The following is a 23,457-nucleotide window of genomic DNA, read 5'->3' on the forward strand; positions in this document are numbered from 1 at the left end:
AGGTGGCGGTGGTCGCGGCGTATGCGGGGGATCCGTCCAACGCGCCGGAGTGGTACGCGAACATCGAATCAGTGGTGTGGCAGTCGGAGCCGCCGGTCGTGGTTGGGTCGCGGATGGATTTCGTGGCGCACTTCCTGGGACGGCGGCGCACGTACACGTACGAGGTGGTCGAGCTGGTGCCCGGGCAGCGGCTGGGCTTCGGCTAGCTGGGCGGTTCGGGTCGGCTTCATGCGGCCCACCCTGGGCGCGTTGTATCAGATGGTGGCAAGCGCTTACCGGTATCGGCCGCGCGCTGACACACTAGGCGACCATGGATGTCGCTCGGGTGATCAATGACAACGGTGCTTGGTGCTGGTTTCAGGATGAGCGGGCCCTGGTCGATCCGGAGCGCGGCCTGCTGGTCGTCGGGTCGATCGCGGCGCCGGAAGGTCCCGGTGGTGACGAACGGGCCGGCAACGTCGAGCTGACGGTGGTGGATCTGTGGAGCGGTACGAGTGAGGTCGTCGTACTGCATGAGCGGTTCGAGGCGGACGATCATGACGTACCAGCGTTGTGGCGTCGTCGTGACGGGCGTTGGCTCGCGGTGTACACGAAACACAAGACCGACGACCTGACTCGCTGGCGAGTGAGCGAGCCGGGCGATCCGCGGCGGTGGGGTCCGGAGCAGGCGTTCGACTGGAGCGAGTTCACCGGCGGGCGCGGCGTCACGTACTCCAATCTGCACGAGCTGGACGGTCGGCTGTACTGCTTCGCGCGCGCGGTGAACGACGATCCGTGCGCACTGGTCTCTGATGACGAAGGCGACACCTGGGCGTACGCGGGCAAGCTGTTCACCCGCCCGAAAGTCGGGTACGTCAACGGGTACACCCGGTACGTGTCGCAGTCGGCGCGGGTTGATCTGATCACGACCGATCACCATCCGCGCGACTACAACAACTCGATCTACCACGGTTACCTGGAAGGCGGTGCGCTGCATCGTACGGACGGGACGATTGTCGACAAGGTTGCGCTCGACGCGGATGCTCCGTCGCAGGTGGAGCTGACCACGGTGCTGGCTGCTGATTCGGTGTGGGACGGCGAGCCGATGACGCATTGCTGGACGATCGACCTCCGCCGGGGCGAGGACGGTTCGCTCGCCGCGGTGCTGCTGGCGCGGCGGGATACGCCGGAGCGGCCGGAGGACGCGTTCGCGCGGGAGCATCCGGTGCCGGATCATCGGTTCTTCTACGCGCGCCTGGCGCCGGGTGGTACGTGGCAGGTGCGGCAGTTGGCGAAAGCCGGGCACGGTTTGCTGACGCATGAGAACGACTACACGGGCCTGGTCGCGATCGATCCGTACGACCTGGACTCGCTGTACGTCTCCACGCCGATCGATCCGCGGGACGGGACCGCGCTGCAGCATCACGAGATCTTTCATGGGCGGACGGCTGACGCGGGGATCGGCTGGACGTGGACGCCGGTCACCGAGCGGTCGATTGTTGACAATCTACGACCGATCGTCGCGCCCGGGGATCCGGGGCGGGTTCCGCTGCTGTGGTTCCGGGGCACGATGACCGCCTCTCAGCATTACGCCTGCGAGGTGGTGTTGCTGGACTCGCCGCGAGGTAGATAGTAACAAGCGGTACCATCTTGCCCATGGGTGTTCCGGTACGGCGGTTGTGGGTGGCGGTACTTGCCGGCTATCTCGCGTTCGGGGCGGCGTTGCAGGTGCTGCCGACGGACGTGCCGGCGCGGTTCGGCGGCGGGGCGCTGGCGAGCGGTACGGCGGTCGGGATCGCGTTCCTGGCCACGGCGTGCGGCCGGCCGTTCGCGGGCCGGCTGGCGGATGCCGGGCGGTCGCGGCCGGTGGTGCTGGCCGGGGGAGTGCTGGCGGCGATTGGTGGCCTTGGGCAACTGTTGGCGCCGGATCTGGTGGTGCTGCTGCTGGCCCGGTTGGTGATGGGCGCGGGCGAGGCGGCGCTGTTCTCGGCCGCGCTGCCGTGGGTGCTCACGGGCGTACGAGTTGCTCAACGCGGGCGCCTGGCCGGGTGGTTCGGCCTGTCCATGTGGGGCGGTCTCGCCGCCGGACCGGTCATCGCAACGATCGTCGCCCGACTGGTCGATGGGGGAGAAGACTCCAGGCTGGGTGGGGAGCAGGTGGTTTGGTGGGTGGTGGTGGGGTTGTCGGTGGTTTCGGTCTTGATGGTGCTGACTACTCGGGCGGACCCGGCTCGGCGTGAGCCGCTGGCGCCGGTTCGGGGGATTCGGGACCTCGTACCCCGTGGTGTCCCTTTGCCTGGAGCAACTATTGGTCTGGCCGCCTACTGCTACGGAACGGTCGCCGCCCTGCTGGTGTTGCGATTGCGGGCCGATCACCTTGCCGTGGACAACATCGCCCTGGCCGTGTTCGCGGCAGCTTTCCTGGTGGTCCGGTTCGCGGGCAGCCCGCTGGTCGACCGGTACGGCGGCCGCCGGGTCGCCGCGGCGAGCGTCAGCGTCGAGGTCCTCGCGCTGACCGGAATCGCGCTGGCTGACACGACCACGGCCGCGACCGCGTACACCGCCCTGGCCGGCGCGGGTCTTGCGCTCATCTACCCGGCCTGCGTCTCGATGACCCTGGACCGCGTCCGCGGCCTCCGCCCCGGTGTCTCGATGGGCGTGATGACCTCGTTCTGGGATCTTGGCGTGATGGTCGCGGGTCCGCTCGGCGGGCTGATCGCCGAAGGCGCCGGCTACCCGACGGCTTTCCTGGTCGCGGCCGGCTCCGGCCTCGCCTGCGTACTCGTCTGCGTGATCTTCCTCAGAACGCCGCGTCGAGCAACGTCTCCACGATGACCCGCGCTTCTGCCCCCACCCCGGGATCGCGGTCCATCGCGCTCACCAGCGTCGCACCTTCCAGTACGACGACCAGTTGCCGAGCCGTCCGCTCCGGATCACGCGCCCCGGACAGCAACCGCCGGAACAAGTCCCGGTAGAACGTCAGATGCTCCCGAGCGAGTCGCCGCGGCGCACCGTCGTACCCGCGGTCCTCGGTCGCGGCGTTCATCAGCGCGCACCCGCGGAACCCCGCCTCGGCGTACCAGGTCGCGACCAGATCGAAGACCGCCAGCACCTGCGCGCGGCCGCCACCGTCGGCGCCGGCCACGGCCTCGTGGTGCCAGGCGCGGACGCGTTGGGCGCGGTCGGTCAGCACGGCCTCGACCAGGCCGTCCTTCGACCCGAAGTTCCGGTAGATAGTGAGTTTGGAGGCCCCGGCCGCCTCGGCGATTTCGTTGATCCCGGTCGCGTGGATGCCGCGCCGGGCGAACACGTCCGCCGCCGCGGTCAGAATCCGGGCCCGGGTCGCCTCCGGGTCCAGCCGCTCGCCCGCCTTGACCGGCACGCTGACACCACCTCCACACCCACCCTACCGAGCGGGGCGGCTCGGTAGGGTGGCCGCGCTCAGCCGAGGTACTCGCGCCACGGCCCGGTGATTGCCAGCGTGATCCCCGGCGTCTGGATGTTGACGAACAGCACCTTGCCGTCGGCCGAGAAGGACGGGCCGGTGAACTCCGAGTCGTTCAGCATGTTCCGCGCGATCGCGTACGTCGGGCCGCCCGGGGTGGCGCTCAGTACGTGGCTGCTGGCGTTGCCGTCCTCGGCCAGTACCAGCGAACCCCACGGCGTGACGGTCACGTTGTCGGGGCTGTCGAAGTTGTAGTCGTCGTACTTCGCGTCCGCCCCGAGGTCCGCGGCCGCGTTGTCCGGGAAGTACGTGACCAGCTGGATGGTCTTCGCGTCGTAGCTGTAGAACCACACCATGCCGTCATGCGGCACGGCGTCCGCCGGCAGGTCGGACGTACCGGATTCGGCGTACGAGTTGACCACGTACACGCCCTCCTTCGTCCCGAAGACGCCCTCGAACTTCTTGCCGCGGGTGATCTGGCCGTCGGTGAACTGCTTGCGTACGGACGTGGTGGCGCCGTCGCGATCCGGCACCGGCACCCACGCGACCCGGAACGGGCGGAGCAGCTGCGCGGACGTCAGGTACGCGACGTCCGGGATCGGCTTACCGTCGTCGCCGAGGATGGCGAGTGCTTCCAGGGTGCCGAAGTCCTTGTTCTGCAGGTCCTGCCAGCTGCGCGGGCCGAGCTTGTACCCGCGCGGCGCGGACCAGCGGTAGAAGGTTCCGTTCGGGCCGGACGCGTCCTCGGACAGGTAGATGTGGGTCCGGTCCTGGTCGATGGCGAGCGCCTCGTGCGCGTACCGGCCGAGCGCCTTGAGCGGCACCGGGTGCGCGGTCTTGCCGTCGCCCCACACCTCGAAGACGTAGCCGTGGTCCTTCAGCCGGGTGGTGCCGTTGGCCTTGTTCTCGGTTTCCTCGCAGGTCATCCACGTACCCCACGGGGTCGGGCCGCCGGCGCAGTTCGTCAGCGTGCCGGAGATGCCGACCCACTCGCCGCGGTTGGTGCCGTCCTTGTCGACGTCGATGACCGTGCAGCCGCCGGCCGCGCCGACACCGGTGTCGTACACGGTGCCGGGGATCTGCGGTACGCCGAGCGCGTTGTTGCTGCCGACCTCGTGGTTCTGGATCAGCTGGTACCGGCCGTGGCTCGCGGCGAACACCGCCGTACCGTCGTGCAGGGCCGGCGTCGGGTGACCGCTCTTCAGCTTGGTCTCGCCGGCCTGGGTGACGATCTTGTACTTGAACCCGGCCGGCAGCGCCAGGATGCCCTTCGGGTCGTCGAGCAGCGGCGGGAACGGCTTGTGCTGCGGGAACGGCGTCCGGCCGCCGTGCGACGCGGGCGCGGCCTCGGCCAGGGTCGGTACGGCACCGACGGTGGTGAACCCGACGCCGGCGGCACCGACGGCGGCCCCACGGAGCACGGAACGACGATCGACTGACATGGTGCGACTCCTTGAAAAGGCGGTTCCCGAGTGCCGCGATCCTGCCCGCCGCCGGCTGCCGGACGGCAAACAGAAGTTGAACAGCTCTCAGCGAACGCTCAGGTGCCGCGCTGCAACGAACCGTGGCCGGGTGACGTCTACTGTGGGAGGTGATGGCGATGCGCAGGGTGATGCTCGTGGCGGCGGCAGCCGTACTTTTGGTTGCGTGTGGCAACGAACCGGCAACAGGAGGACAACCGTCGATGACACCAAGCAGTAGTAGTAGTAGCAGCAGTACCCCGCCGAGCGGTGGCCTGGTCGAGCAGGCGAGGGCCGATCTGACCAAGCGGCTCGGCGTGGACGCCGGCAAGGTCACGGTGGTCAGCTCCGAGGAGGTCACCTGGCCGGACGGCAGCCTCGGCTGCCCGGAGCCGGGGATGCGCTACACCCAGGCGCTGGTGCCGGGGAACCGGACCGTGCTCGAGGTCGACGGCAAGCAGTACAGCTATCACTCCGGCGGGCACCGGGCGCCCTTCCTCTGTGAGCACCCGGCGCGCTGAAAAACTTCTCGCGATCAGTGTGTATCAACCCGGGCCCAGAGCGACTCCGCAGCAGTGGGGGAACCTTCGGGCCGTCGCAGGGGGGAGGGCGGCGCGGAGGTGCAGAGGGGGGCTGACGCGGTGCGGGCCGGTGGGTCAGGCCGGAGGTCCGCACCGCGTCAGTGCTGTCGCCTAGGGCGTCACTGATCCCAGGGCGTCGCCGGCCCGCAGCACCGGGCCGACACCCGGCTCCGGCTGCGTGAGCGCGAAGGCCAGCAGCGCGTCCGAGGCCTGCTTGGCGTTCTCGCCGGTGATCGACATCCGGCCCGCGATCAGGCCGGCGACCAGCGGCGTCGCGAACGACGTACCGCTCCAGCGCGCCATCCCGGCGAACGACCGGAGCTGGCCGGCGTTCGGTGGTTCGGTGCACTCGTAGTCGCCGGTCAGGAACGCGTTCACCAGGTTCTCGCCGGGCGCGTAGACGTCCACCCAGCCGCCGAAGTTGCTGAACGCCGCCCGGTCCCGGCCGTTGTCGGCGAGCGCGCCGACGGCGACCGTCTCCGGGAACGCGGCCGGCCAGAAGTAGTCGCGGGTCGACTCGTTGCCGGCCGCCGCGACCAGCGTCAGGCCGTTGACCCGGTTCAGCCGGGTCTGGATGAACACGTCCAGGCCGAGCGCGGGCAGGTCGAAGCGAGTCCGGGTACCGGCCGAAAGGCTGATGATGTCCGGGGCCAGGTCGAGTACCTCGTCCAAGGCCTGCGCCAGGTCGAACTCCCACATCGCGCCGGCGCTGGTGAAGTAGCTCTTCACCACGATCTCCACGTTCCGGGCGATCGCCCGCATCACGCCGGCGATGAACGTACCGTGCCCGGCGTACGGGCGAATCCGTCCGGAGCCGTCGAACGCGTTCTCCGGATCACCCGTCACCCCGGTCAGCCAGTACGCGCCCGGTGCGTCGGACCAGCCGACGTCGAGCACCACGACCTTCACGCCGCGACCGTCCGCCGCGCCCGCGGGCAGGAACGGAGTCGGCAGCACCGGGTCCGGCGGGATGCCTGGGGCGACCTCCTCCGGCTCGGTCGCGGGGCACGGGCTGACACTCGGGCAGACATAGAACAGGTGTTCCGGTGTGACCACGCCGCGGCCCAGGCGCAGGTCCGCGTACTTGAGGAACTGCTGCGTGATCGACCCGTCCTCGGGAGCGCCAGGCGGCACTTTCTCCGGCAGCAGCAGCCGGGTCACCCCGCCGATTCCACCCTCGGCCGGGCGCCCGCCCTCGAACAGTTCGACCACGCGCCCGAGGTCCTCGTCGCGGACCAGGACCACCCCGGTCCGGTACAGATAGTCCGCCCCCTCCGGCCGCTTCTCCCAGTCCGCCGGGAAGATCTCGACCGCACGCCCGTACGCCTCCAGAATCAGTTTGATCTGCGCGACGTACTTTCGATCATTCGTTTGATCCGCCATTTCTTTCCTTCCCCCTGGATCAATGAAATGGCGCTTATCATTTCAGAGTGCCGATGGCCGGGGGGAGTGTCGAGGCGGTAAAGAATTTGCTGCCGCTGGCATTGTCACGCCCGCACGACGCGATCGCCTCCGCGCGGACCCTGCTCGCGAACGCCCCGGCGGCGGTCGAAGCCTCGATCGCGCATCAGGCCTGCGGCATCGGTTTGCGGCAGCTCGGCGAGGTGACCGCGGCGGTGCGCGAGTTGCGTACGGCGCTGCGGCTGGCCGAGCGGTCCGGGCGATCGGAACGCGAGGCGGATGTGCTGGCCACGCTGGGCGCGACGCTCGGCCGCGCGGGGCGGAGCCGGGAAGGGCTGGCGCGGCTGGATCGTGCCGTCGAGCTGAGCCGCGGCGCGCTGACCGGGCGGGTGCTGCTGCGGCGCGCCGACGTACTGCTGGTGCTCGGGCGGCATCGCGAGGCGCTGGACGACCTTCGGTCCGCGATCACCCGGTTGCGGCGGTCGGGTGATCAGGTCTGGGAGGCCCGATCGCGGAACTATCGCGGTTTCATCCAGCTCGCCTTGGGTGGTGCGCGGCGGGCGGACGCGGATTTCGCGGTCGCGGAGAAGCTGTACGCGGCGACCGGGCAAGAGTTCGAGTACGCGGAAGCCCGGCAGAACCGGGGCCTGGTCGCGTACTCGCGTGGCGATCTGCCGGCGGCACTGCGGTATCTCGACGAGGCCGGACGGCGGTTCACCGCGGTCGGGGTCGTATGGCCGGATCTGGCGATCGATCGGTGTGGCGTACTGCTCGCGGCCGGGTTGGCCGCCGAGGCGCTGACCGAGATGGATCAGGCGATCGCGGCGATGGAAGCCGGGAGCGGTACGGCGACCAAACGCGGCGAACTGTGGTTCGCGGCGGCGACGGCCGCGCTGGCCGCGGGTGATCCGGCGGCGGCGGAGGAACGCGCGGAGCGGGCACGACGGTTGTTCTCGGCGCAGCGGCGGGAATGGTGGTCGGTGCGGTCGTCGATGGTGCTGCTGGATGCCCGGTATCAGGCAGGCGAGCGCGGGGAAGGGTTGCTGCGGCGGGTCAGTGCGGTCGCGCGGCGGCTGGATGCGTTGGGGGCGAGCGAGGCATCGGCGGCGCATTTGCTGGCTGGGCGGCTCGCGTTGGCGGCTGGGCGGTCGCGGGCCGCGGATCGGCAGCTGGAGCTGGCGGGGAGGCACAGTAAGGACGCGCCGCCGATTGCCCGGAGTTCGGCGTGGTTGGGGAAGGCGTTGCGGGCGGAAGCACGTGGTGACGTCCGCGGAATGCTGGCGGCGTGCGGGCGTGGGTTGGACGCGCTGGACGAGCAGCGGTTGGCGATGGGGGCTACCGAGTTGCGGGCGTTGGCTACCGGGCAGGGGTCTGAGCTCGCCGGGCTGGCGTTGCGGCACGCGTTGCGGCGGGGTGATGCGGGGCGGTTGCTGACTTGGTCGGAGCGGTGGCGGGCGACGGCGCTGGGGGTTCCGCCGGTGCGGTCTTCCGATCAGCATTTGATTGCTGAGCTTGCGGCGCTGCGGGATGTGGCTCGGCGGGTGGATGCTGATCCGTCTTTGGAGAAAGAGCGTCGGCGGTTGGAGCGGGCGGTTCGTGATCGGACCTTGCGGGCGCACGCCGGGCCGCGGCGGCGCGGGGTGGTGCGGTTCGATGTCGCGGAGGTGGTGGCGGCGCTCGGGGAGACCGTGCTGGTGGAGTTGGTCGAGGTTGATGGCGTACTGCATGCGGTGGTGGTGCGGGACGGGCGCATCACCCACCACGAGGTCGGGCCACTTGCTGCTGCGGCATTAGAAGTAGAGCGTTCTCGCTTCCACCTCCGCCGGCTGGCGCACGCTCGCCCGCTCGGCGGGCGAGTGGACGGGGTGGCGGAGAACGCGGCCCGCCCTATGGGTGGTCGGGGCGGGGGCGGTGGTCCGTCGCTGGACGTGTTGGGGACTCGATTGGGAAATGCGGTGCTGGGGGCGGCGCTCGATGGGGTTGGGGAGCGGGCGGTGGTGCTGGTGCCGCCGGGGCGGTTGCAGGCGTTGCCTTGGGGGTTGGTGCCGAGGCTGGCGGAGCGGGTGGTGAATGTGGTGCCGTCGGTGGCGGCGTGGTTGCGGGCGCGTCGGGTGCGGCCGCCGGCCGACCGGCGGGTGGTGCTCGTACTCGGACCGGGACTGTCGGCGGGCCGGACCGAGGTGATGCGGCTGGCCGAGCAGTACCCGGACGCCACTGTCCTCGCGGACGGTGACGCGACCGCCGAGAAGGTACTCCGCGAACTCGACGGCGCCTGGATCGCGCACATCGCGGCACACGGCACCTTCCGCGCGGACAGCCCGCTCTTCTCGTCACTGCGACTCGACGACGGCCCGTTGACGGTCTACGACTTCGAACGCCTGCGCCGAGCGCCGTACCGGATGGTGTTGTCGAGCTGCGACTCCGGCCTCGCGAAACCGGTCGGCGCGGACGAACTGCTCGGTTTGAGCAGCAGTCTGATCCCGCTCGGCGCCGCGGGCATCCTCGCCAGCGTCGTACCGGTGAACGATCCGGCGACCGCGCCGCTGATGCTCGCGGTCCACGACAACCTGCGCGCCGGGCACTCGCTGGCGTCGGCGTTCGCGGCCGCCCGGCGGGAGGCGCGCGGCGACCCGGTCGCGGAAGCAGCGGCGCGATCGTTCGTCGCGCTCGGCGCCTGAGACATGTATCAGCGGTACACCCGGGGCACTCTGTACAGATGAGCGGTCCGGAGGACAAGAGGGGGACGGCATGCGGGACGACCCGACCGTCGTCGACCTGGTCACCCGGGCCAGGGGCGGCGACAAGAGCGCGTGGGACGAGTTGGTGGTGCGGTACGCGCCGCTCGTCTACTCGGTCTGCCGGCGGTGCCGGCTGACTCAGCCTGACATCGACGACGTCGGGCAGAGCGTTTGGCTGCGGCTGGTCGAGCACCTGCCCGGCCTGCGTGAGCCGGCCGCGCTGCCGGGCTGGATCGCGACCACGACCCAGCGCGAGTGCTTCCGGCTGATCCGGGCCAGCAGCCGGGTCGAGCCGGTCGATCCGGCGGAGTCGGCCGACGTACCCGAGCAGGCGATCGCGGAGGAGGAAGTGCTGCGGCACGAACGCCGCGCGATCCTGCGGGCCGCGTTCGCGCAGCTGTCACGGCAGTGCCAGGCGTTGCTGTCGTTGCTGACCCAAGATCCGCCAGCGCCGTACGGGGAAATCAGCCGGCGCCTGCAGGTACCGATCGGCAGCATCGGACCGAACCGGGCCCGCTGCCTGAACCGGCTACGACAGACGCCCGCGCTGGCCTTGCTGGCCGACGGACCGGACGGAATGAACGAGGAGACGAGGAGGTGAGTGGCGTGATCGACCCCGAATGGAGCGACGACGAGCGGCTGATCGAGGCGTTGCGGGACGCGCTGAGGTCGGCGGACGAAGTACCCGCGGCGTTCGTGGAGGCGGGCAAGGCCGCGTTCTCGTGGCGCACGATCGACGCCGAACTGGCCGCGCTCACCTACGATTCCGCGCTCGAACCGCTGGACGCGCCGGCGGTCCGGTCCGAGAGCGCGATCCTGCGCTCACTCACCTTCGCCTCGGACGGCTGGACGGTCGAGCTGGAGCTGACCCCGGGCGCCGTGCTCGGCCAGCTCGATCCACCCGCGGCCGGCACGGTCACCGCGCGCGGCGAGGTCGGGGAGCTCGCGACCGCGGCGATCGACGAGCTGGGGTTCTTCGCCTTGGGTCCGCCGCCCACGACGCCGTACCGGTTGCTGTGCAGCACTCAGTCCGGCGCGACGATCCTGACCGGCTGGATCACGCCTTGAGTGGTGTTCAGCGCACGCGCGTGATCAGGCCGTACTCCATTGCTTCGGTGGCGTTGAGTACTCGGCCGGGGTCGAGGTCGGCGGCTATCTCGGTGGCTGGGCGACCGGTGGCGGTGGCGACGAGGTCGAGCAGGCGGGCGAACTGACGGTCGTGCTGATCGGCGAGCGTCGCGAGCTGATCGGCCGTGCCGTCCGCGGTGAAGCGTGGCGTCGACAGAACGAACATGGTGTGCCGCTGCGCCTCGCGTTCCGTGGCGGCGGCGAGTACGGCGATCGCGGCGCCTCGTACCGTGCCGCGCGCGACCGCGTGTACGGGCGACTCGATCAGGTCGATCGCGCCCGCGACCGAGAGCGCGGCGTCCAGGTCGGATTCGGTGGACGACAGATGCAAGGTGACGGGATCGTTGCCGGCGGCATCCAGTAGCAGGAGTTGCGCGGTGACGTGGCCGGCAAGCGCGTCGTCGAGCCGTCCGCCGACCAGAATCGTTCGCTGAGCCAGCAACCGGTCCGCCAGCTCTTGCTCGACCGACACCGACGCCGGCTCCCACCACGATGGGAGGATCGGCTGCGGATTCACGCCGGGCCGATCGGGCTGCACGGGCTGGGCAGGCTGATAGGGCTGGTGGGGCTTGTCAGGCTTTTCGGTGTACATGCGTGTCCTTCCGGGTGGATCTTCGGTTCCAGCCTGCGGCAGGACCGTGAGCGCGGGAAGGCACTTCCGCTGTCAGCAGACGGACTGTGTCCGCTGGACTGTCTGACTGGGCAGCCAATCGTTCACCTGGGTGTTGCTTTGTGACTACCGGGGGAGGGTGGCTCGTTACCTGAGCGTTGACAGAGTCCGGCGCGGTTACGTGTGGCGCGTGTCTTGGGGGACCGCGAGCGTTCGGAGCGTTGTCGGTTGGGTGGGTTCACGCGGCGTGCCTTGGTACTGGCGGCCATTCTGTTGCCGGGAGCGCTGTCGGTGCTCGGCGTCCTGCCGGCGGCGGCGCACCCGTTCGGCGATCCGCAAACGGTGGCGATCAGCACCAGTGATTCGGTGGTGAAGGTTCGCTGGAAGGTCGGTGGGCTGGACGATCTGACGTTGCTCGGGGTCGCGCTCGGTGTACTGCCGCAGGACCGCGTGATGCTGGACGGCGCGGTGAGTTACCAGCCGGCCGACGGTACGGCGATGGGGTCGTCGCCCAAGCTCACCGAGTACCTACTACGGCAGATCACGGTCACCAGCCACGGGAAGGACTGTCCTGGCGCGGTACAGCCGATCGTGGACCTCGCGAAGTCCGGTGCGTCAATCGAGTACACCTGCCCGTCCGCTGTCGGAGCGGTCGCGGTGACTGTGAAGACGCTGACCGATCTCAACCCTGCGTACAAGACGCTGGCGACTGGACCGGGTGGTGCGCGCGCGGTGTACGGCGCGGAGGACGACGAGCACGAGTGGAACGCTGGCGCCGGCTCGAACGAGCAACTTGGGCGCAGTGCGGTACCCCAGTTCGGCGCTGTCGCGGATCGGCTTGAGAGGTTGGTGCATTCGCCGGGGGTGCCGCCGGTTGCGTTTCTGCTCGCGTTCGCGGCCGGTGCCGGGCATGCGGTGATGCCGGGGCATGGGAAGAGCCTTGCGGCGGCGTACCTGCTTGGGGAACGCGGTCGGGTACGAGACGCGGCGTGGCTGGGTGGTTCGGTCGCGATCATGCACACGTTGTCGGTGCTGGTGATCGGGGTGGCGTGGACGTTCTTGTCGCTGTCGAACCTGATCCGGCTGGAGAGCCTGACGACCGGGCTGCAATTGCTCGCCGGGCTCCTGGTCGTGACCACCGGCCTCTGGCTGCTGAAACACCACAAGCGCACTCACACCCACGGGCATGGTCACGGGCATGGGCACGGCCATGGTCACGGGCATGGTGCCGCGTACGCGGGTGGTGGTGGTCGCGCGGACGGTGGTGGTCGCGGGGATGGTGGTGGGCGGGGTCGGGGATCGCGGCCGGGGTTGGTGTTGCTGGGGATTTCTGGCGGGCTGACGCCTTCGCCTTCGGCGTTCCTGGTGCTGGTGGCCGGGTTGTTTCTCGGGCGGGCCGGGTTCGCGTTGCTGCTTGTCGTCACCTTCGGGGTGGGGATGGCGGTGGTGCTGTTCGGCGTCGGACTGCTCGCGGTTGCCGGTAGTTCGGTCGTCGTCCATGGTGGACGGTCGCATCGCCTGTTCCACCTCGCCGGCCGAGTCGCACCCCTGGTCGCCGCCGGCGGGATCACTCTGGCCGGCATCACCATGACCGCCTACGCCACCGTCCAGCTGCTCCACAACCCAACCTGATTCAGCTCTGGTGCAAGTCCGCCTAAAGAAAGAGATCTTGTGATGAGTGCACGTCGGTTCAGACGGTGGAAGGCCGCCTCCGTGATGCTGGCGGCCGCGTTGGTCGCGGGAGGTAGTGCCGCGATCGGAGACAGCGGGGCCGAGGCAGTAGCGGCGGCCGCGGCCAGTGGTACGCCGGTGCTCAACCTGCAGGCCGGGCAGACGCTGGAAAGTACGGCGGTCGTCACCGCCGAAGCGTCGGTGGAGAACGACTCGGTTGTCGCGCTGAAGGTCGATGGCAACCAGCTCGACGCGGAGAAGACAGCGGGTACGGCGCATTTTGCGTTCGACATGGGCGGGAACGGGACCGAGGCGCGGTACCGGAACTACCTGACTGTCAACGGGCGTGCGGACAAGGTGTACTTTCCGGACCTCGCCGGTGGCGTGGGTGGGCGGCTCGATCTGCCGGGGGAGTGGCTGCACGCCGGTGTGAACACGGTGACCGTGCACGCCGGCGCTGCCTGGGTAGACACGACCAACACCGCGGCGGTCGGGTACGAGGTGCTGCCGTACGGTGAGGGCGGCCGCTGCCCCAACTACGACGACTTCGCGCTCAGCAGCATCGGGGTGAGTCTGCTCGGGACCGCGATCGACGGTGAGCAGAACGACTTCAGCTACACCTTCGGCGATGGTACGTGCGGCAGCTCGAAGCGCTTGCTGACAAAGGATCTGACCTTCGTCGTCTCGGGTCAGCCGGGTAGCACGGCTGGGCTTCGCGCGGAGCTGGACACGACCCGATTGAGCAACGGCGAGCACACTATCGTCGCGACCACCGCCTCCGGCGCGACCGCGACCGCGAACGTGCGGGTCAACAACGCGCCGGCCGGTGCCCCGAAGATCACCCCGGCCGATGGTGTCGTGGTGAAGGGCGAGCAGCCGGTCATTGCGGCCGTACCAGCGGGCGGTCAGAACGGTGTCGACGCCCTCGCGATCGACGGAGCGCCGGCGCGGACCGACGAGACGCTTGCCGCCGGTACCGCGACGTTCGGTGTCACCGTCGAGGCGGGGAACTCGGTCGAGGCGAAGTACCACAACTACCTGTTGGTGAACGGGAACCGTGTCGATCTCGGTGGCGACTACGGTGTAAGTGGCGCGGAGACGGTGGCGATCAAGCTGCCGCAGCGGTACCTGAAGCCCGGCGACAACACCATCCAGGTGAAGACCGGTGACTACAACGGCACGCTCAACGGCGCGACCTGCGCGAACCACGACGACTTCAAGCTCAGTACGCCGAACCTCGCGCTGAGCAGTGCCGGGACGATCACCCGCGGCACCACGTACCTGTTGACCACGACCGGATCAACCACCACCAAGGCCGTGACGAGCGACGCGGTACTCGCGCTCGGCGACGGTACCTGTGGGCCGAACAAGGAGGCGGAGTTCCATTTCAGCATCGCGGATGCGCCGACCGCGCAGACGGTGCAGACGCTGGGTACGGGCGACGCCGCGCGCCTGAAGGTATTTGTCGGGGGCAACGGTTCCGACAGCGGGTACGACAACAAGGTGCTGATCAACGGCATCCCGCTCGACCTCGGGATCTGGGAGAAGGAAACCGCCGAGCTGACGTTCCCGAACGAGTGGCTCGTCCCGGGCGTGAACGTACTGGAGTTCGTCGCCGGCACCGATCACGGCAGCGCGAAGCCGGGTGGCTGCGACAACTACGACGACTTCACGTTGCGGGATTTCCAGCTCACGCCGACCGGTGGCAAGGCGACTCTGCTCGGCAAGGAGGTTGCCGGGAGCAACGTAACGATCGGTGGCGCGACCTACCCGGTGGGCACGCCGGTGACCGTCTACGTCGGCGATGGCACCTGCGGAAGCAGTCACAACGGTGTGTTGCGCAAGACGATCCAGTTCGACGTCACGGCCGAGGACGGTTCGCCGCTCGCGGCGCTCGGGCGGCGCGCGGATGTCGACAGTACGACGATCGCGGACGGTGCGCACGGCATCGAGGCAGTGGCCGGCGACAAGACCGCGACTCGGCAGTTTATTGTCGACAATTCCGCGCCGACGGTCGCGAGCAGTGTTCCGGCCGAGGGGCAGCGGCTGACGTCGACCGTCGCGCTGATGGTGAACGTTCAGGACGCGACCGGACTGGCGGGCCCGCCGATGATCACGCTGGACGGCACGCCGGTGAAGCAGGGTGACCAGATCGGTCATGGTCTGCCGGCCGGTGCGCACACGATCGCGGTGACCGCGTCCGACACGCTCGGCAACACCGCGACCCGGCAGATCCGGTTCACCAGCGCGAGCATTCCGGACGTACCGACCGAGCTCGGTGCGACGGTCAGCGGTGTCAACGAGCAGACGGCGAAGCTGTCCGCGAAGATCCCGGGTGAGGCGGGCGTACCGCTCACCGCGACCTTCACCAAGGCGGACGTGGTGATCCCGTCCACTGGGTATCAGGGCGAGGCGGCCGACGTACCGACCACGCTCGACGTTGCACACGATCAGACGGTCGACGTGAACTCGTTGCGTCCCTTGGACAATAGGATTGTCGACACCGTCTCGAGCCGCGACGTGGTGTTCCAGCGGTACGACCTGAACCTCGGATCGTCGCCGGCTACGCCGACCGTGCGGTGGGAGGGGACGATCGACCCGAAGCGGGTGGTCGCGCTCCGGGTCTGGGACGTCGCCGCGAAGAAGTGGGTGGTGCTGACCAGCGGGCGCGGCCGGGCGGGGGAGAGCACGGTACTCGCGGCGGAGGCCGGCGCGCAGTACCGCGACGGCGGCGCCGTGCACGTACTGGTCACGGGTGAGGACCCGTTCGCGGACGATCTGTCGCCGCGGGACTCGTCGGCGCAGAACGACAAGGACCACTTCGAGGACCCGTCGACGTACGACTTCGCGATCGCGCACTTCACCGACACGCAGTACCTGACCGAAGGCGCGGCCGGCGGGACGTACGACGACTGGGACGGCGTCAAGGAACCCAGTGACGTGATGACCGCCGAGGAGCAGGCGATCTGGGCGGCCGCGTACCGCAACGAGGTGCAGTGGATTGCAGACAATACGACAAGTCGCAAGATCGCGTACGCCGCGCACACCGGCGACATCATCGAGAACGACTACTACGATCCGCTGGCGACGAAGCCGGACGGTTCGCTGCTGCGACCGGGCCTGAACGAGCAGGTCGAGAAGGAGCTCGCGCTCGCGTCCAGCTATCAGGCGATCCTCGACAAGAAGGGGGTTGTCAACCAGGTCATTGCCGGCAACCACGACAACCAGCTGGGCGCGGAGACCGGTCCGGCGTCACGGTTCAGCAAGACGTTCAGCGCCGAGCGGTACCAGCAGGCCGCGAAGGGCTGGCCGGCCGGCGCCGAGTACCACGCGTGGGACGAGAAGGTGAACCCGGACGGCTCCATCACCCCGGGCAAGGACAATCAGAACAACTACGTCCTGTTCTCGGCCGGTGGTCTGGACTTCGTCGCGGTCGGTCTGTCGTACGGCGTGACACCGCAGGAAGCCAACTGGGCGGACTCGATCTTCAAGCGGTACAAGGATCGCAACGGCATCCTGTTGTCGCACGACTACCTGCGGCCGTCGAGCAACCCCGACGGCCGGGACGCGGCGTTCTCCGCGCCGGACGGTTCCCCGCTGTACAAGCAGGTCGTCGAGGCGAACCCGAACGTCTTCCTGGTGCTGGCCGGACACGAGCACGGCGTCGGCACCAACGTGAAGTCCAAGGTCGGCGTGACGGTCACCCACGACGTGGTCGAGCTGCTCGCGGACTACCAGTTCTACACGGTCCCCGCGGGTGAGTTGTGGCCGGCGCTGGTCGATGCCGCCGGCAACATCGACGTGAACGGCGACGGTACGCCGGATCACAAGGCGACCGATCGGCTGCAGTTCGGCGCGAGTTTCCTGCGGCTGCTGCAGTTCGACGTCAAGCGCGCCGAGTTGCACATCGACACGTACTCGCCGTTCCTGAACAACTTCGGGGCGACCGAGTACGACCTCCGGCAGGACGGCAGCCAGACCAAGCCGCGGTACAACGGTGCCGAGGACAACCTCACACTGCCGGTCGACCTGACCACGCGGAAGACGTCGTTCAGCACCGACTCGCTCGCGGCGTACGTGCCGAACGGCGTGATCGGGACTGACAACGTGGTCGCGAACGGTACCGCCGGTGCGACGTGGACCGGTCTGACCCCGGCGACGTCGTACGGCTGGATCGTGACGGCGAAGAGCGCCGACGACGGGGTCGCGGTCGCGCGGCCGGCGGTGTTCCGGAGCCGTAAGGGTCAGCCGGCACTCACGGCCGCGGCCGTGTCGGTGCCGTGGGGTACCGCGGCGAAGGTGACGGTAAACGTTGCTGCAGGCAACACCCCGGTCACGGGCACGATCGAGCTCCGTGAAGGCGACAAGGTCCGCGGCACGGCGCCGATCAGCAACGGCAAGGCGACTTTCACACTGCCGATCGGTCTGGCCGCGGGCGCGCACACGCTGACCGCCTCGTACGCGGGCAACGACACGTTCGAACCGGCTCAAGGTACCGTCGCCGTCGCGGTGAACCTGCCGCCGGGGTGGAACGCGAAGACGCTCTACAAGTCCGGTGACCGCGTGTCGTACCAGGGCAAGCCGTACCTCGCGCCCTGGGCGAGCGTCCGGCAGCCGCCGGGTGAGCCGTACGGCGCGTGGCAGGAACTGGCGATGAGTGAGGACGGTACGGCGATCTGGACCGCGTCCCGGATCTTCGAGAAGGGCGATGTGGCGCTGTTCAAGAACAAGCGGTACCAGGCCAAGTGGTGGACCCGGAACCAGCCACCGGGCGATCCGCACGGCCCGTGGGCGCCGATCGGATAGATCGGATCAGCAGCAGCTGACCCAGACCTCCGGCGCCGGTCTCACCGTTCGAAAGGCGGCGCCGGGGGTCTGTTGCTGGGTCCTGACAACGTTGTACCGTGAGCTGCCGACGGTCGATCCGAAACGTTTCCGCTGCTCCCCGAACCGAGGAGGACCAGAGTGTCCAACCCGCTGAAGATCGCCACCCTGAGCTTCTGGCACGTCCACGCCGGCGACTATTCGAGGCAGGCCGGCGAGCACCCGGGAACCGAGCTGGTCGCCGTCTGGGACGACGACGCCGAGCGCGGCCGGGAGGGCGCCGCGAAGTTCGGCGCCGAGTACACCGCCGATCTGGACGCGTTGCTCGCCCGTGACGACCTGGATGGGGTAGTGATCACCACGCCGACCGACGCGCACCGCGACGTGATGGTGCGCGCGGCGCGGGCCGGCAAGCACATCTTCACCGAGAAGGTGCTGGCGCCGACGGTCGCCGAAGCGGAGGAGATCGTCGCCGCGACCGACGCGGCCGGCGTGAAGCTGACGGTCTCGCTGCCGCGGCTCTACCACGGGTACACGACGGCGATCCGCGAGGTGCTCGACAAGGGCACGCTCGGTCGGCTCACGTACGGGCGGGTGCGGCTTTCGCATGACGGTGCGATCGCGCGGGACGGCAAGGACGGCTGGCTGCCGCAGCGGTTCTTCGAGCCGAAGGCGGCGATCGGCGGCGCGCTCACCGATCTCGGCTGCCACCCGGTGTACCTGACTCAGCTCTTCCTCGGCGCGAATCCGGAGACGGTGAGCGCGACGTACCGGTCGGTGGCCGGGCTCGGGCTGGAGGACAACGCCGTCGTGGTCGCCGGGTACGGCGATCAGAAGATCGGTGTGATCGAAGCTGGGTTCGCCAGTAGCAACCCGTTCACGATCGAATTGTTCGGGACCGAGGGCACGCTGACGTACACCGACGCGGGCAACGTACTGACCGTGAACGGCGAGCAGGTGCCGGTGCCGGAGCATTCGACCGACGCGTTCGCGCAGTGGGTGGATCACATCAACAACGGCACCCGGGCGGACGAGAACATCGAGCGCGCGGTCGAGCTGACCCGCTTGGTGGTGGCCGCGAACGCCGCGGCCGAGTCCGGTCAGGCGATTGTCTACAGCTGACAATTCTCATCCCCTGAAGAGTGCGATTGTCTACAATCGAGGAGACTGGTTGATGCTCAAGGTCGGACTCATCGGTGCCGGCGGGATCGCGTCGGCGCACATCAAGGGCTACCGGGCGCACGCGGACCGGATCGGCGTCACCGCGGTCGCGGACGCGGTGCCGGAGACCGCGAAGAGACGTGCCGAGGAGCTCGGCGCCACCGCGTACACGGACTATCGCGACCTGCTCGTGAACGAGGACCTGGACGCGGTCGACATCTGCCTCCCGCATCATCTGCACCGGGACGCGATCGTCGCGGCGGCGGAGGCGGGCAGGCACGTGCTCTGCGAGAAGCCGCTCTGCCTGTCCGCGGCCGAGGCCGCGGACGTACGCAAGGCAGTGACCGAGAACGGCGTGACGCTGATGTGCGCGCACAACCAGCTGTTCATGCCGGCGGTCGCGAAGGCCAAGGAACTGCTCGAGGCCGGCACGATCGGCACCGTGTACGAGGTGCGGACCACCGACAGCTTCTACAACGACTTCGACCCGAGCTCGATGGGCTGGCGGGCGAGCGCCAGGACAAGTGGTGGTGGCGAGCTCATCGACACCGGGTACCACCCCACCTATCTGATGCTCCATCTCGCCGGCGGGCTGCCGGTCGAGGCCACCGCGATGCTCTCCACGCACCGGTTGAAGTTCATGGAGGGCGAGGATTCGGCGCAGGTGCTGATCCGGTTCGACAACGGGGTCGTCGGGCAGCTGGTGACCAGCTGGGCGTACCAGCCGGCCGCCTCCACCGAACGGTTCTCCGCCGTCGGTGAGCTCGGTTCGCTGACCAGCGACGGTACGTCGCTCTCGTACCGGTTGCGCTCCGGCGAGACCGAGACCTTCGAGTTCGAACCGGTCGACACCTTCGTCGCCGAGATCGGCCACTTCGCCGACTCGCTGGCGAACCAGCAGCGGCCGCTGCACACCGAGGCCGAAGGCATCGCCGTCCTCGGCATCCTGCTCGCCGCGTACGAGGGCGCCCGCACGAAGGCGATCGCGCCGGTCCTGAAGGTCTGACCTGGGCTAGAAGTAGAACCCTTCCGCCAGGTCTGTGAGCAGGTCGGGATGGGTGGGCTGCCAATCGAGGAGCTGCCGCGTGTACGCGGATGAGGCGGGCGAGTCCATCGCGGCGAACTGGGCAAGAAAACCGAGGTACTTGGACGCCTCGTCCGCGGTAATCGAGCGGGCGGGGAGTCCCAGTCCATGGCCGATCGTCTCGGCGATGGTGCGGAACTCGATGCCCTCGTCCTGTACGGCATGCAGCCGGCTTCCGGCGGGTGCGGATTCCAGCGCCAGCCGGTACAGCCGGGCCGCGTCGAGCGTGTGCACGGCCGGCCAGCGGTTCGCTCCTTCACCGGGGTACGCGGCGAAGCCGTTCTGCCGCGCGAACGCGATCAGCGTCGGCGCGAAGCCATGCAGGTCGAGCCGGCTGTGCGTGATCGCCGGCAGCCGGACCACCGACGTACGCACGTCCTTGCCGGCCAAGTCGACGACGAAGTTCTCGGCGTCGATGCGGTAGCCGCCGTTCGGATCGAAGTCGGCCTCGGTGCCGGTCCGATTGTTGACAATACGCGCGAGCATGCCGGTCCCGGACGTACTGATCAGCGGCTTACCGGTGCCGGCCAGCGCAGTGCCGATTGTCTGCAATGCGGCGAGATCGGATTCGGCCGCCCCGGCCAGATCGCCTACCTGCATGGCGTCGTGCCGGAACGCCAGATGGATGACGCCGTCGGCGGCGGACGCGGCGGCGCGCAGCCGGTCGAGGTCGTGCAGGTCGCCGCGGACGGCCTCGGCGCCCCAGCCGGTCAGGCGCCGAGCCGACTCGTCCGAGCGGGCCAGACCGAGTACGACGTGCCCGTGCTCCCGGAGCTCGGGGACGAGAGCGGAGCCGACGTGGCCGGAGGCGCCGGTGATGAAGACGCGCATGGTGATTCCCTTCGGGTAGGTCTTGCCGTCGGCGCCGATCCCGCGGCCTGCGGTCGAAGTCCTTCGCACTCGCGATCGTCGGTGGCGGCCGGGTACAGGGTGTCGGCGGCGGTGATGTCATGCACTGACATCGATAGCCTACACCCGTGATGTCAGTGTGTGACATCAGCTAGGATCGACGGCATGGGACGGTGGGAACCGGGCGCGGCCGGACGGCTGCGGGAGGCCGCGCTGGCGCTGTACGCCGAGCGCGGGTACGACGGCACGACCGTCGCCGACATCGCCGACCGGGCAGGGGTCACCGCGCGGACGTTCTTCCGGCATTTCGCGGACAAACGCGAGGTGCTGTTCGCGGGCTCCGAGCAACTGGAGCAGCACATGGTCAAGGCACTGGCCGAGGCCCCCGCGAGCGCGACTCCGATGAAAGCGGTCGCGGCCGCCGTACTGGCGTCGTCGGACTTCTTCGACACGATCCCGCCGGAGTACTCGCGGCGCCGGCAGGCGGTGATCAGCTCGACCCCCGAGCTGCGGGAGCGCGAGCTGATCAAGCTGGCGACGCTCACCTCCGCGCTCACGCGGGCGCTGCTGGACCGTGGCGTCGAGCCGGACGTCGCCGCGCTCGCCGCCGAGACCGGGGTGGCGGTGTTCCGGGTCGCGTTCGGCCGCTGGATCGCCGCACCGGAAACCCCGGAAGCCGTCCCGTTCGCGGCCGTGATCCGCTCCACCCTCGAAAACCTCGCGGGCCTCACCACCTGACCACGCAGGCTGTCACAAGATCCCGGGTTGTCCTGTCTTACCTGTTGTCGGTAAAGACAGACGAAAGGGTTCTGCAATGAAGATCGTCGTGATCGGTGGCACGGGACTGATCGGTACGAAGCTGGTGGCGAAGCTCCGCGAACAAGGTCATGAGGCGGTTCCGGCCGCGCCCGCTACCGGCGTGAACACCATCACCGGCGAGGGTCTGGACGAGGTGCTGGCCGGTGCCGACGTGGTCGTCGATGTGGCGAACTCGCCGTCGTTCGAACCAGGCCCGGTGCTCGAGTTCTTCACCGCCTCCACCGGCAACGTGTTGCGGGCAGCCGGCGCGGCCGGCGTCCGGCATCACGTCGGCATCTCGATCGTCGGCACCGAGCGGATGCCTGACAACGCGTACTTCGCCGCGAAGATCGCCCAGGAAGAACTGATCAAGGCGTCCGGCATGCCGTACTCGCTCGTGCATGCGACGCAGTTCTTCGAGTTCGTCGCGGCGATCGCGGACGAAGGTACCTGGGACGACGGCAGGGTACACATCGCGCCGGTCGGCTGGCAGCCGATCGCGGCCGAGGACGTCGCGAAGAACCTCGCCCGCGTCGCGGTGGGTACGCCGCTGAACGGGCGGATCGACATCGCCGGGCCGGACGCGTTCCGGATGGACGAGTTCTTCCGGAAGGCGCTCGCGGCGCGCGGCGACACGCGTGCGGTGGTGGCGGACGAACACGCCCGGTACTTCGGTTCCGAGTTGTCCGAGCGCAGCCTGGTGCCGGTCGGCGCGGTGACACTGGGCGAGCTGCACTACGTCGACTGGCACGCGATGCAGGCTGATAAGAAAGGAGCATGACGGAGTCGCTGGATGAGGCCGTTGCCGTCTTCAACGCGGCACGGCCACGGCTGATGGGCATCGCGTACCGGATGCTGGGCAGTCGCTTCGAAGCCGAGGATCTCGTTCAGGAAGTGTGGCTGCGTTGGCAGGTCGCGGATCGTCGGACGGTGCGGAACCCGGTGGCGTACCTGTCGACCGCGGTGACCCGGCTGGCCATCAACGCGAGCCAGTCGGCGCGGGCGCGGCGCGAGACGTACGTCGGCCCGTGGCTTCCGGAGCCGGTCGACACCAGCGCCGATCCATATCTCGGGGCGGAGCGAGGCGAGGCGTTGAGCTTCGCCGTTCTCCTGGTGCTCGAGCGGTTGTCGCCGACCGAGCGGGCCGCGTACGTGTTGCGGGATGCGTTCGGCTATTCGTACGACGAGCTCGCGCGGATCTTGCGCACGACGGCACCGGCCGTACGCCAGTTGGTGAGCCGGGCACGGAAGCGGATTCGAGCGGAACGTCGCACCGAGATCGGCGGGAGCGCGCACCGGGAGTTGCTGACGGCGTTCGTCGGTGCGGCGCGGTCGGGTGATGTCGCCGTGCTCGAACAACTGCTGGCGGAGGATGCGATCAGCTACTCCGATGGTGGCGGGGCCGCGCGGGCATCGAAGTTCCCGGTCGTCGGACGGGAGCGGGTGGCGAAGTACCACCGGGCGTTCCATCAGCACTTCTGGGCCGGCGCGGTGGTCGAGTTCGGCATGCTGAACGGGCAGTCCGCGGCGCTGCTGTACCGCGACGGCGTGATGTTCGCGGTGCTGACCGTCACCACGTCGGCCGCCGGCATCGACCAAGTGCTGTGGATCCTGAACGCCGCCAAATTCCCCGTGGTCACCTGACCGCTCGCGGCGGCCGGGAATGAACCGCGGCCGGTATCTTGTTCATGTTTCAACTGAAATTGAGGCGTGCGTAGAACGGAGTGG

19 protein-coding genes are annotated in these 23,457 nt (G+C 69.0%); 14 read left to right on the top strand and 5 right to left on the bottom strand.

Annotated features, from left to right (window positions below):
- Nucleotides 1–2 precede the first annotated feature (2 nt).
- From HDA44_RS05650 to HDA44_RS05660, 3 genes are all read left to right on the top strand, one after another.
- A complete protein-coding gene (locus HDA44_RS05650; protein ID WP_238352370.1) occupies nt 3–206 on the top strand; it encodes an SRPBCC family protein in 204 nt (67 codons plus the stop codon).
- Between the two features lie 104 nt (nt 207–310).
- Entirely contained in the window at nt 311–1,612 is a 1,302-nt protein-coding gene (locus HDA44_RS05655) for a BNR-4 repeat-containing protein (RefSeq protein WP_184831940.1), read from the top strand.
- A 23-nt stretch (nt 1,613–1,635) separates the two neighbouring features.
- Complete coding sequence (locus HDA44_RS05660; RefSeq protein ID WP_184831941.1) at nt 1,636–2,814, top strand: MFS transporter; 1,179 nt, start codon at nt 1,636–1,638, stop codon at nt 2,812–2,814.
- Here the strand turns inward: HDA44_RS05660 and HDA44_RS05665 are convergent.
- Both HDA44_RS05665 and HDA44_RS05670 read right to left on the bottom strand, forming a co-directional pair.
- Nucleotides 2,780–3,361: a TetR family transcriptional regulator gene (locus HDA44_RS05665; RefSeq protein WP_184831942.1), complete on the bottom strand. Its 582-nt coding sequence runs from the start codon at nt 3,359–3,361 to the stop codon at nt 2,780–2,782. The two genes, HDA44_RS05660 and HDA44_RS05665, sit on opposite strands and share 35 nt — an antisense overlap.
- 59 nt (nt 3,362–3,420) lie before the next feature.
- Complete coding sequence (locus tag HDA44_RS05670; RefSeq protein WP_184831943.1) at nt 3,421–4,866, bottom strand: alkaline phosphatase PhoX; 1,446 nt, start codon at nt 4,864–4,866, stop codon at nt 3,421–3,423.
- Between the two features lie 242 nt (nt 4,867–5,108).
- Here HDA44_RS05670 and HDA44_RS05675 point away from each other — a divergent pair, with 242 nt between their 5' ends.
- Nucleotides 5,109–5,405 carry a hypothetical protein gene (locus tag HDA44_RS05675; RefSeq protein WP_202887193.1) on the top strand — a complete coding sequence of 99 codons (297 nt, stop codon included), beginning with the start codon at nt 5,109–5,111 and terminating at the stop codon, nt 5,403–5,405.
- Between the two features lie 171 nt (nt 5,406–5,576).
- On the opposite strand, the gene HDA44_RS05680 is transcribed toward HDA44_RS05675, so the two are convergent.
- Nucleotides 5,577–6,848, bottom strand: coding sequence for a S8 family peptidase (locus tag HDA44_RS05680; RefSeq protein ID WP_184831944.1), 1,272 nt, complete (start codon nt 6,846–6,848; stop codon nt 5,577–5,579).
- A 53-nt stretch (nt 6,849–6,901) separates the two neighbouring features.
- Here HDA44_RS05680 and HDA44_RS05685 point away from each other — a divergent pair, with 53 nt between their 5' ends.
- From HDA44_RS05685 to HDA44_RS05695, 3 genes are all read left to right on the top strand, one after another.
- On the top strand, nt 6,902–9,544 hold the full coding sequence (locus HDA44_RS05685) for a CHAT domain-containing protein (RefSeq protein ID WP_184842932.1): 2,643 nt from the start codon (nt 6,902–6,904) through the stop codon (nt 9,542–9,544).
- A gap of 70 nt (nt 9,545–9,614) precedes the next feature.
- Nucleotides 9,615–10,205 carry an RNA polymerase sigma factor gene (locus tag HDA44_RS05690; RefSeq protein WP_184831945.1) on the top strand — a complete coding sequence of 197 codons (591 nt, stop codon included), beginning with the start codon at nt 9,615–9,617 and terminating at the stop codon, nt 10,203–10,205.
- Entirely contained in the window at nt 10,202–10,672 is a 471-nt protein-coding gene (locus tag HDA44_RS05695) for a hypothetical protein (protein WP_184831947.1), read from the top strand. Before HDA44_RS05690 ends, HDA44_RS05695 begins: the two co-directional genes overlap by 4 nt.
- Nucleotides 10,673–10,679: 7 nt before the next feature.
- Here the strand turns inward: HDA44_RS05695 and HDA44_RS05700 are convergent, their stop codons facing one another.
- Nucleotides 10,680–11,324 carry a ClpP family protease gene (locus HDA44_RS05700; RefSeq protein WP_184831949.1) on the bottom strand — a complete coding sequence of 215 codons (645 nt, stop codon included), beginning with the start codon at nt 11,322–11,324 and terminating at the stop codon, nt 10,680–10,682.
- 246 nt (nt 11,325–11,570) lie between these two features.
- On the opposite strand from HDA44_RS05700, the gene HDA44_RS36635 reads away from it, so the two are divergent.
- The 4 genes from HDA44_RS36635 (at nt 11,571) to HDA44_RS05720 (ending at nt 20,004) form a co-directional block, all read left to right on the top strand.
- Entirely contained in the window at nt 11,571–12,974 is a 1,404-nt protein-coding gene (locus tag HDA44_RS36635) for a hypothetical protein (RefSeq protein WP_202887196.1), read from the top strand.
- 42 nt (nt 12,975–13,016) lie between these two features.
- Nucleotides 13,017–17,819 carry an Ig-like domain repeat protein gene (locus tag HDA44_RS05710; protein ID WP_184831951.1) on the top strand — a complete coding sequence of 1,601 codons (4,803 nt, stop codon included), beginning with the start codon at nt 13,017–13,019 and terminating at the stop codon, nt 17,817–17,819.
- A 159-nt stretch (nt 17,820–17,978) separates the two neighbouring features.
- Nucleotides 17,979–18,959, top strand: a complete 981-nt coding sequence (locus HDA44_RS05715; protein WP_184831953.1) for a Gfo/Idh/MocA family protein — start codon at nt 17,979–17,981, stop codon at nt 18,957–18,959.
- Between the two features lie 52 nt (nt 18,960–19,011).
- Nucleotides 19,012–20,004, top strand: a complete 993-nt coding sequence (locus HDA44_RS05720; RefSeq protein ID WP_184831955.1) for a Gfo/Idh/MocA family protein — start codon at nt 19,012–19,014, stop codon at nt 20,002–20,004.
- A gap of 6 nt (nt 20,005–20,010) precedes the next feature.
- On the opposite strand, the gene HDA44_RS05725 is transcribed toward HDA44_RS05720, so the two are convergent.
- Complete coding sequence (locus HDA44_RS05725) at nt 20,011–20,982, bottom strand: SDR family oxidoreductase (RefSeq protein WP_337905655.1); 972 nt, start codon at nt 20,980–20,982, stop codon at nt 20,011–20,013.
- A gap of 114 nt (nt 20,983–21,096) precedes the next feature.
- Here HDA44_RS05725 and HDA44_RS05730 point away from each other — a divergent pair, with 114 nt between their 5' ends.
- From HDA44_RS05730 to sigJ, 3 genes are all read left to right on the top strand, one after another.
- Entirely contained in the window at nt 21,097–21,669 is a 573-nt protein-coding gene (locus tag HDA44_RS05730) for a TetR/AcrR family transcriptional regulator (protein WP_184831957.1), read from the top strand.
- A gap of 76 nt (nt 21,670–21,745) precedes the next feature.
- Nucleotides 21,746–22,510 carry an SDR family oxidoreductase gene (locus HDA44_RS05735; RefSeq protein WP_184831959.1) on the top strand — a complete coding sequence of 255 codons (765 nt, stop codon included), beginning with the start codon at nt 21,746–21,748 and terminating at the stop codon, nt 22,508–22,510.
- On the top strand, nt 22,507–23,373 hold the full coding sequence (gene sigJ, locus HDA44_RS05740; RefSeq protein WP_184831961.1) for an RNA polymerase sigma factor SigJ: 867 nt from the start codon (nt 22,507–22,509) through the stop codon (nt 23,371–23,373). Before HDA44_RS05735 ends, sigJ begins: the two co-directional genes overlap by 4 nt.
- Nucleotides 23,374–23,457: the final 84 nt, after the last annotated feature.

The sequence above is a fragment of the Kribbella solani genome (genome assembly GCF_014205295.1).
Classification (GTDB): Bacteria; Actinomycetota; Actinomycetes; order Propionibacteriales; family Kribbellaceae; genus Kribbella; species Kribbella solani.

Coding starts and splice junctions, on each gene's coding strand:
- HDA44_RS05655 (WP_184831940.1), top strand. CDS start 311: ATGGATGTCGCTCGGGTGATCAATGACAACGGTGCTTGGTGCTGGTTT.
- HDA44_RS05660 (WP_184831941.1), top strand. CDS start 1,636: ATGGGTGTTCCGGTACGGCGGTTGTGGGTGGCGGTACTTGCCGGCTAT.
- HDA44_RS05670 (WP_184831943.1), bottom strand. CDS start 4,866: ATGTCAGTCGATCGTCGTTCCGTGCTCCGTGGGGCCGCCGTCGGTGCC.
- HDA44_RS05675 (WP_202887193.1), top strand. CDS start 5,109: ATGACACCAAGCAGTAGTAGTAGTAGCAGCAGTACCCCGCCGAGCGGT.
- HDA44_RS05680 (WP_184831944.1), bottom strand. CDS start 6,848: ATGGCGGATCAAACGAATGATCGAAAGTACGTCGCGCAGATCAAACTG.
- HDA44_RS05685 (WP_184842932.1), top strand. CDS start 6,902: ATGGCCGGGGGGAGTGTCGAGGCGGTAAAGAATTTGCTGCCGCTGGCA.
- HDA44_RS05690 (WP_184831945.1), top strand. CDS start 9,615: ATGCGGGACGACCCGACCGTCGTCGACCTGGTCACCCGGGCCAGGGGC.
- HDA44_RS05700 (WP_184831949.1), bottom strand. CDS start 11,324: ATGTACACCGAAAAGCCTGACAAGCCCCACCAGCCCTATCAGCCTGCC.
- HDA44_RS05710 (WP_184831951.1), top strand. CDS start 13,017: ATGAGTGCACGTCGGTTCAGACGGTGGAAGGCCGCCTCCGTGATGCTG.
- HDA44_RS05720 (WP_184831955.1), top strand. CDS start 19,012: ATGCTCAAGGTCGGACTCATCGGTGCCGGCGGGATCGCGTCGGCGCAC.
- HDA44_RS05730 (WP_184831957.1), top strand. CDS start 21,097: ATGGGACGGTGGGAACCGGGCGCGGCCGGACGGCTGCGGGAGGCCGCG.
- HDA44_RS05735 (WP_184831959.1), top strand. CDS start 21,746: ATGAAGATCGTCGTGATCGGTGGCACGGGACTGATCGGTACGAAGCTG.
- sigJ (WP_184831961.1), top strand. CDS start 22,507: ATGACGGAGTCGCTGGATGAGGCCGTTGCCGTCTTCAACGCGGCACGG.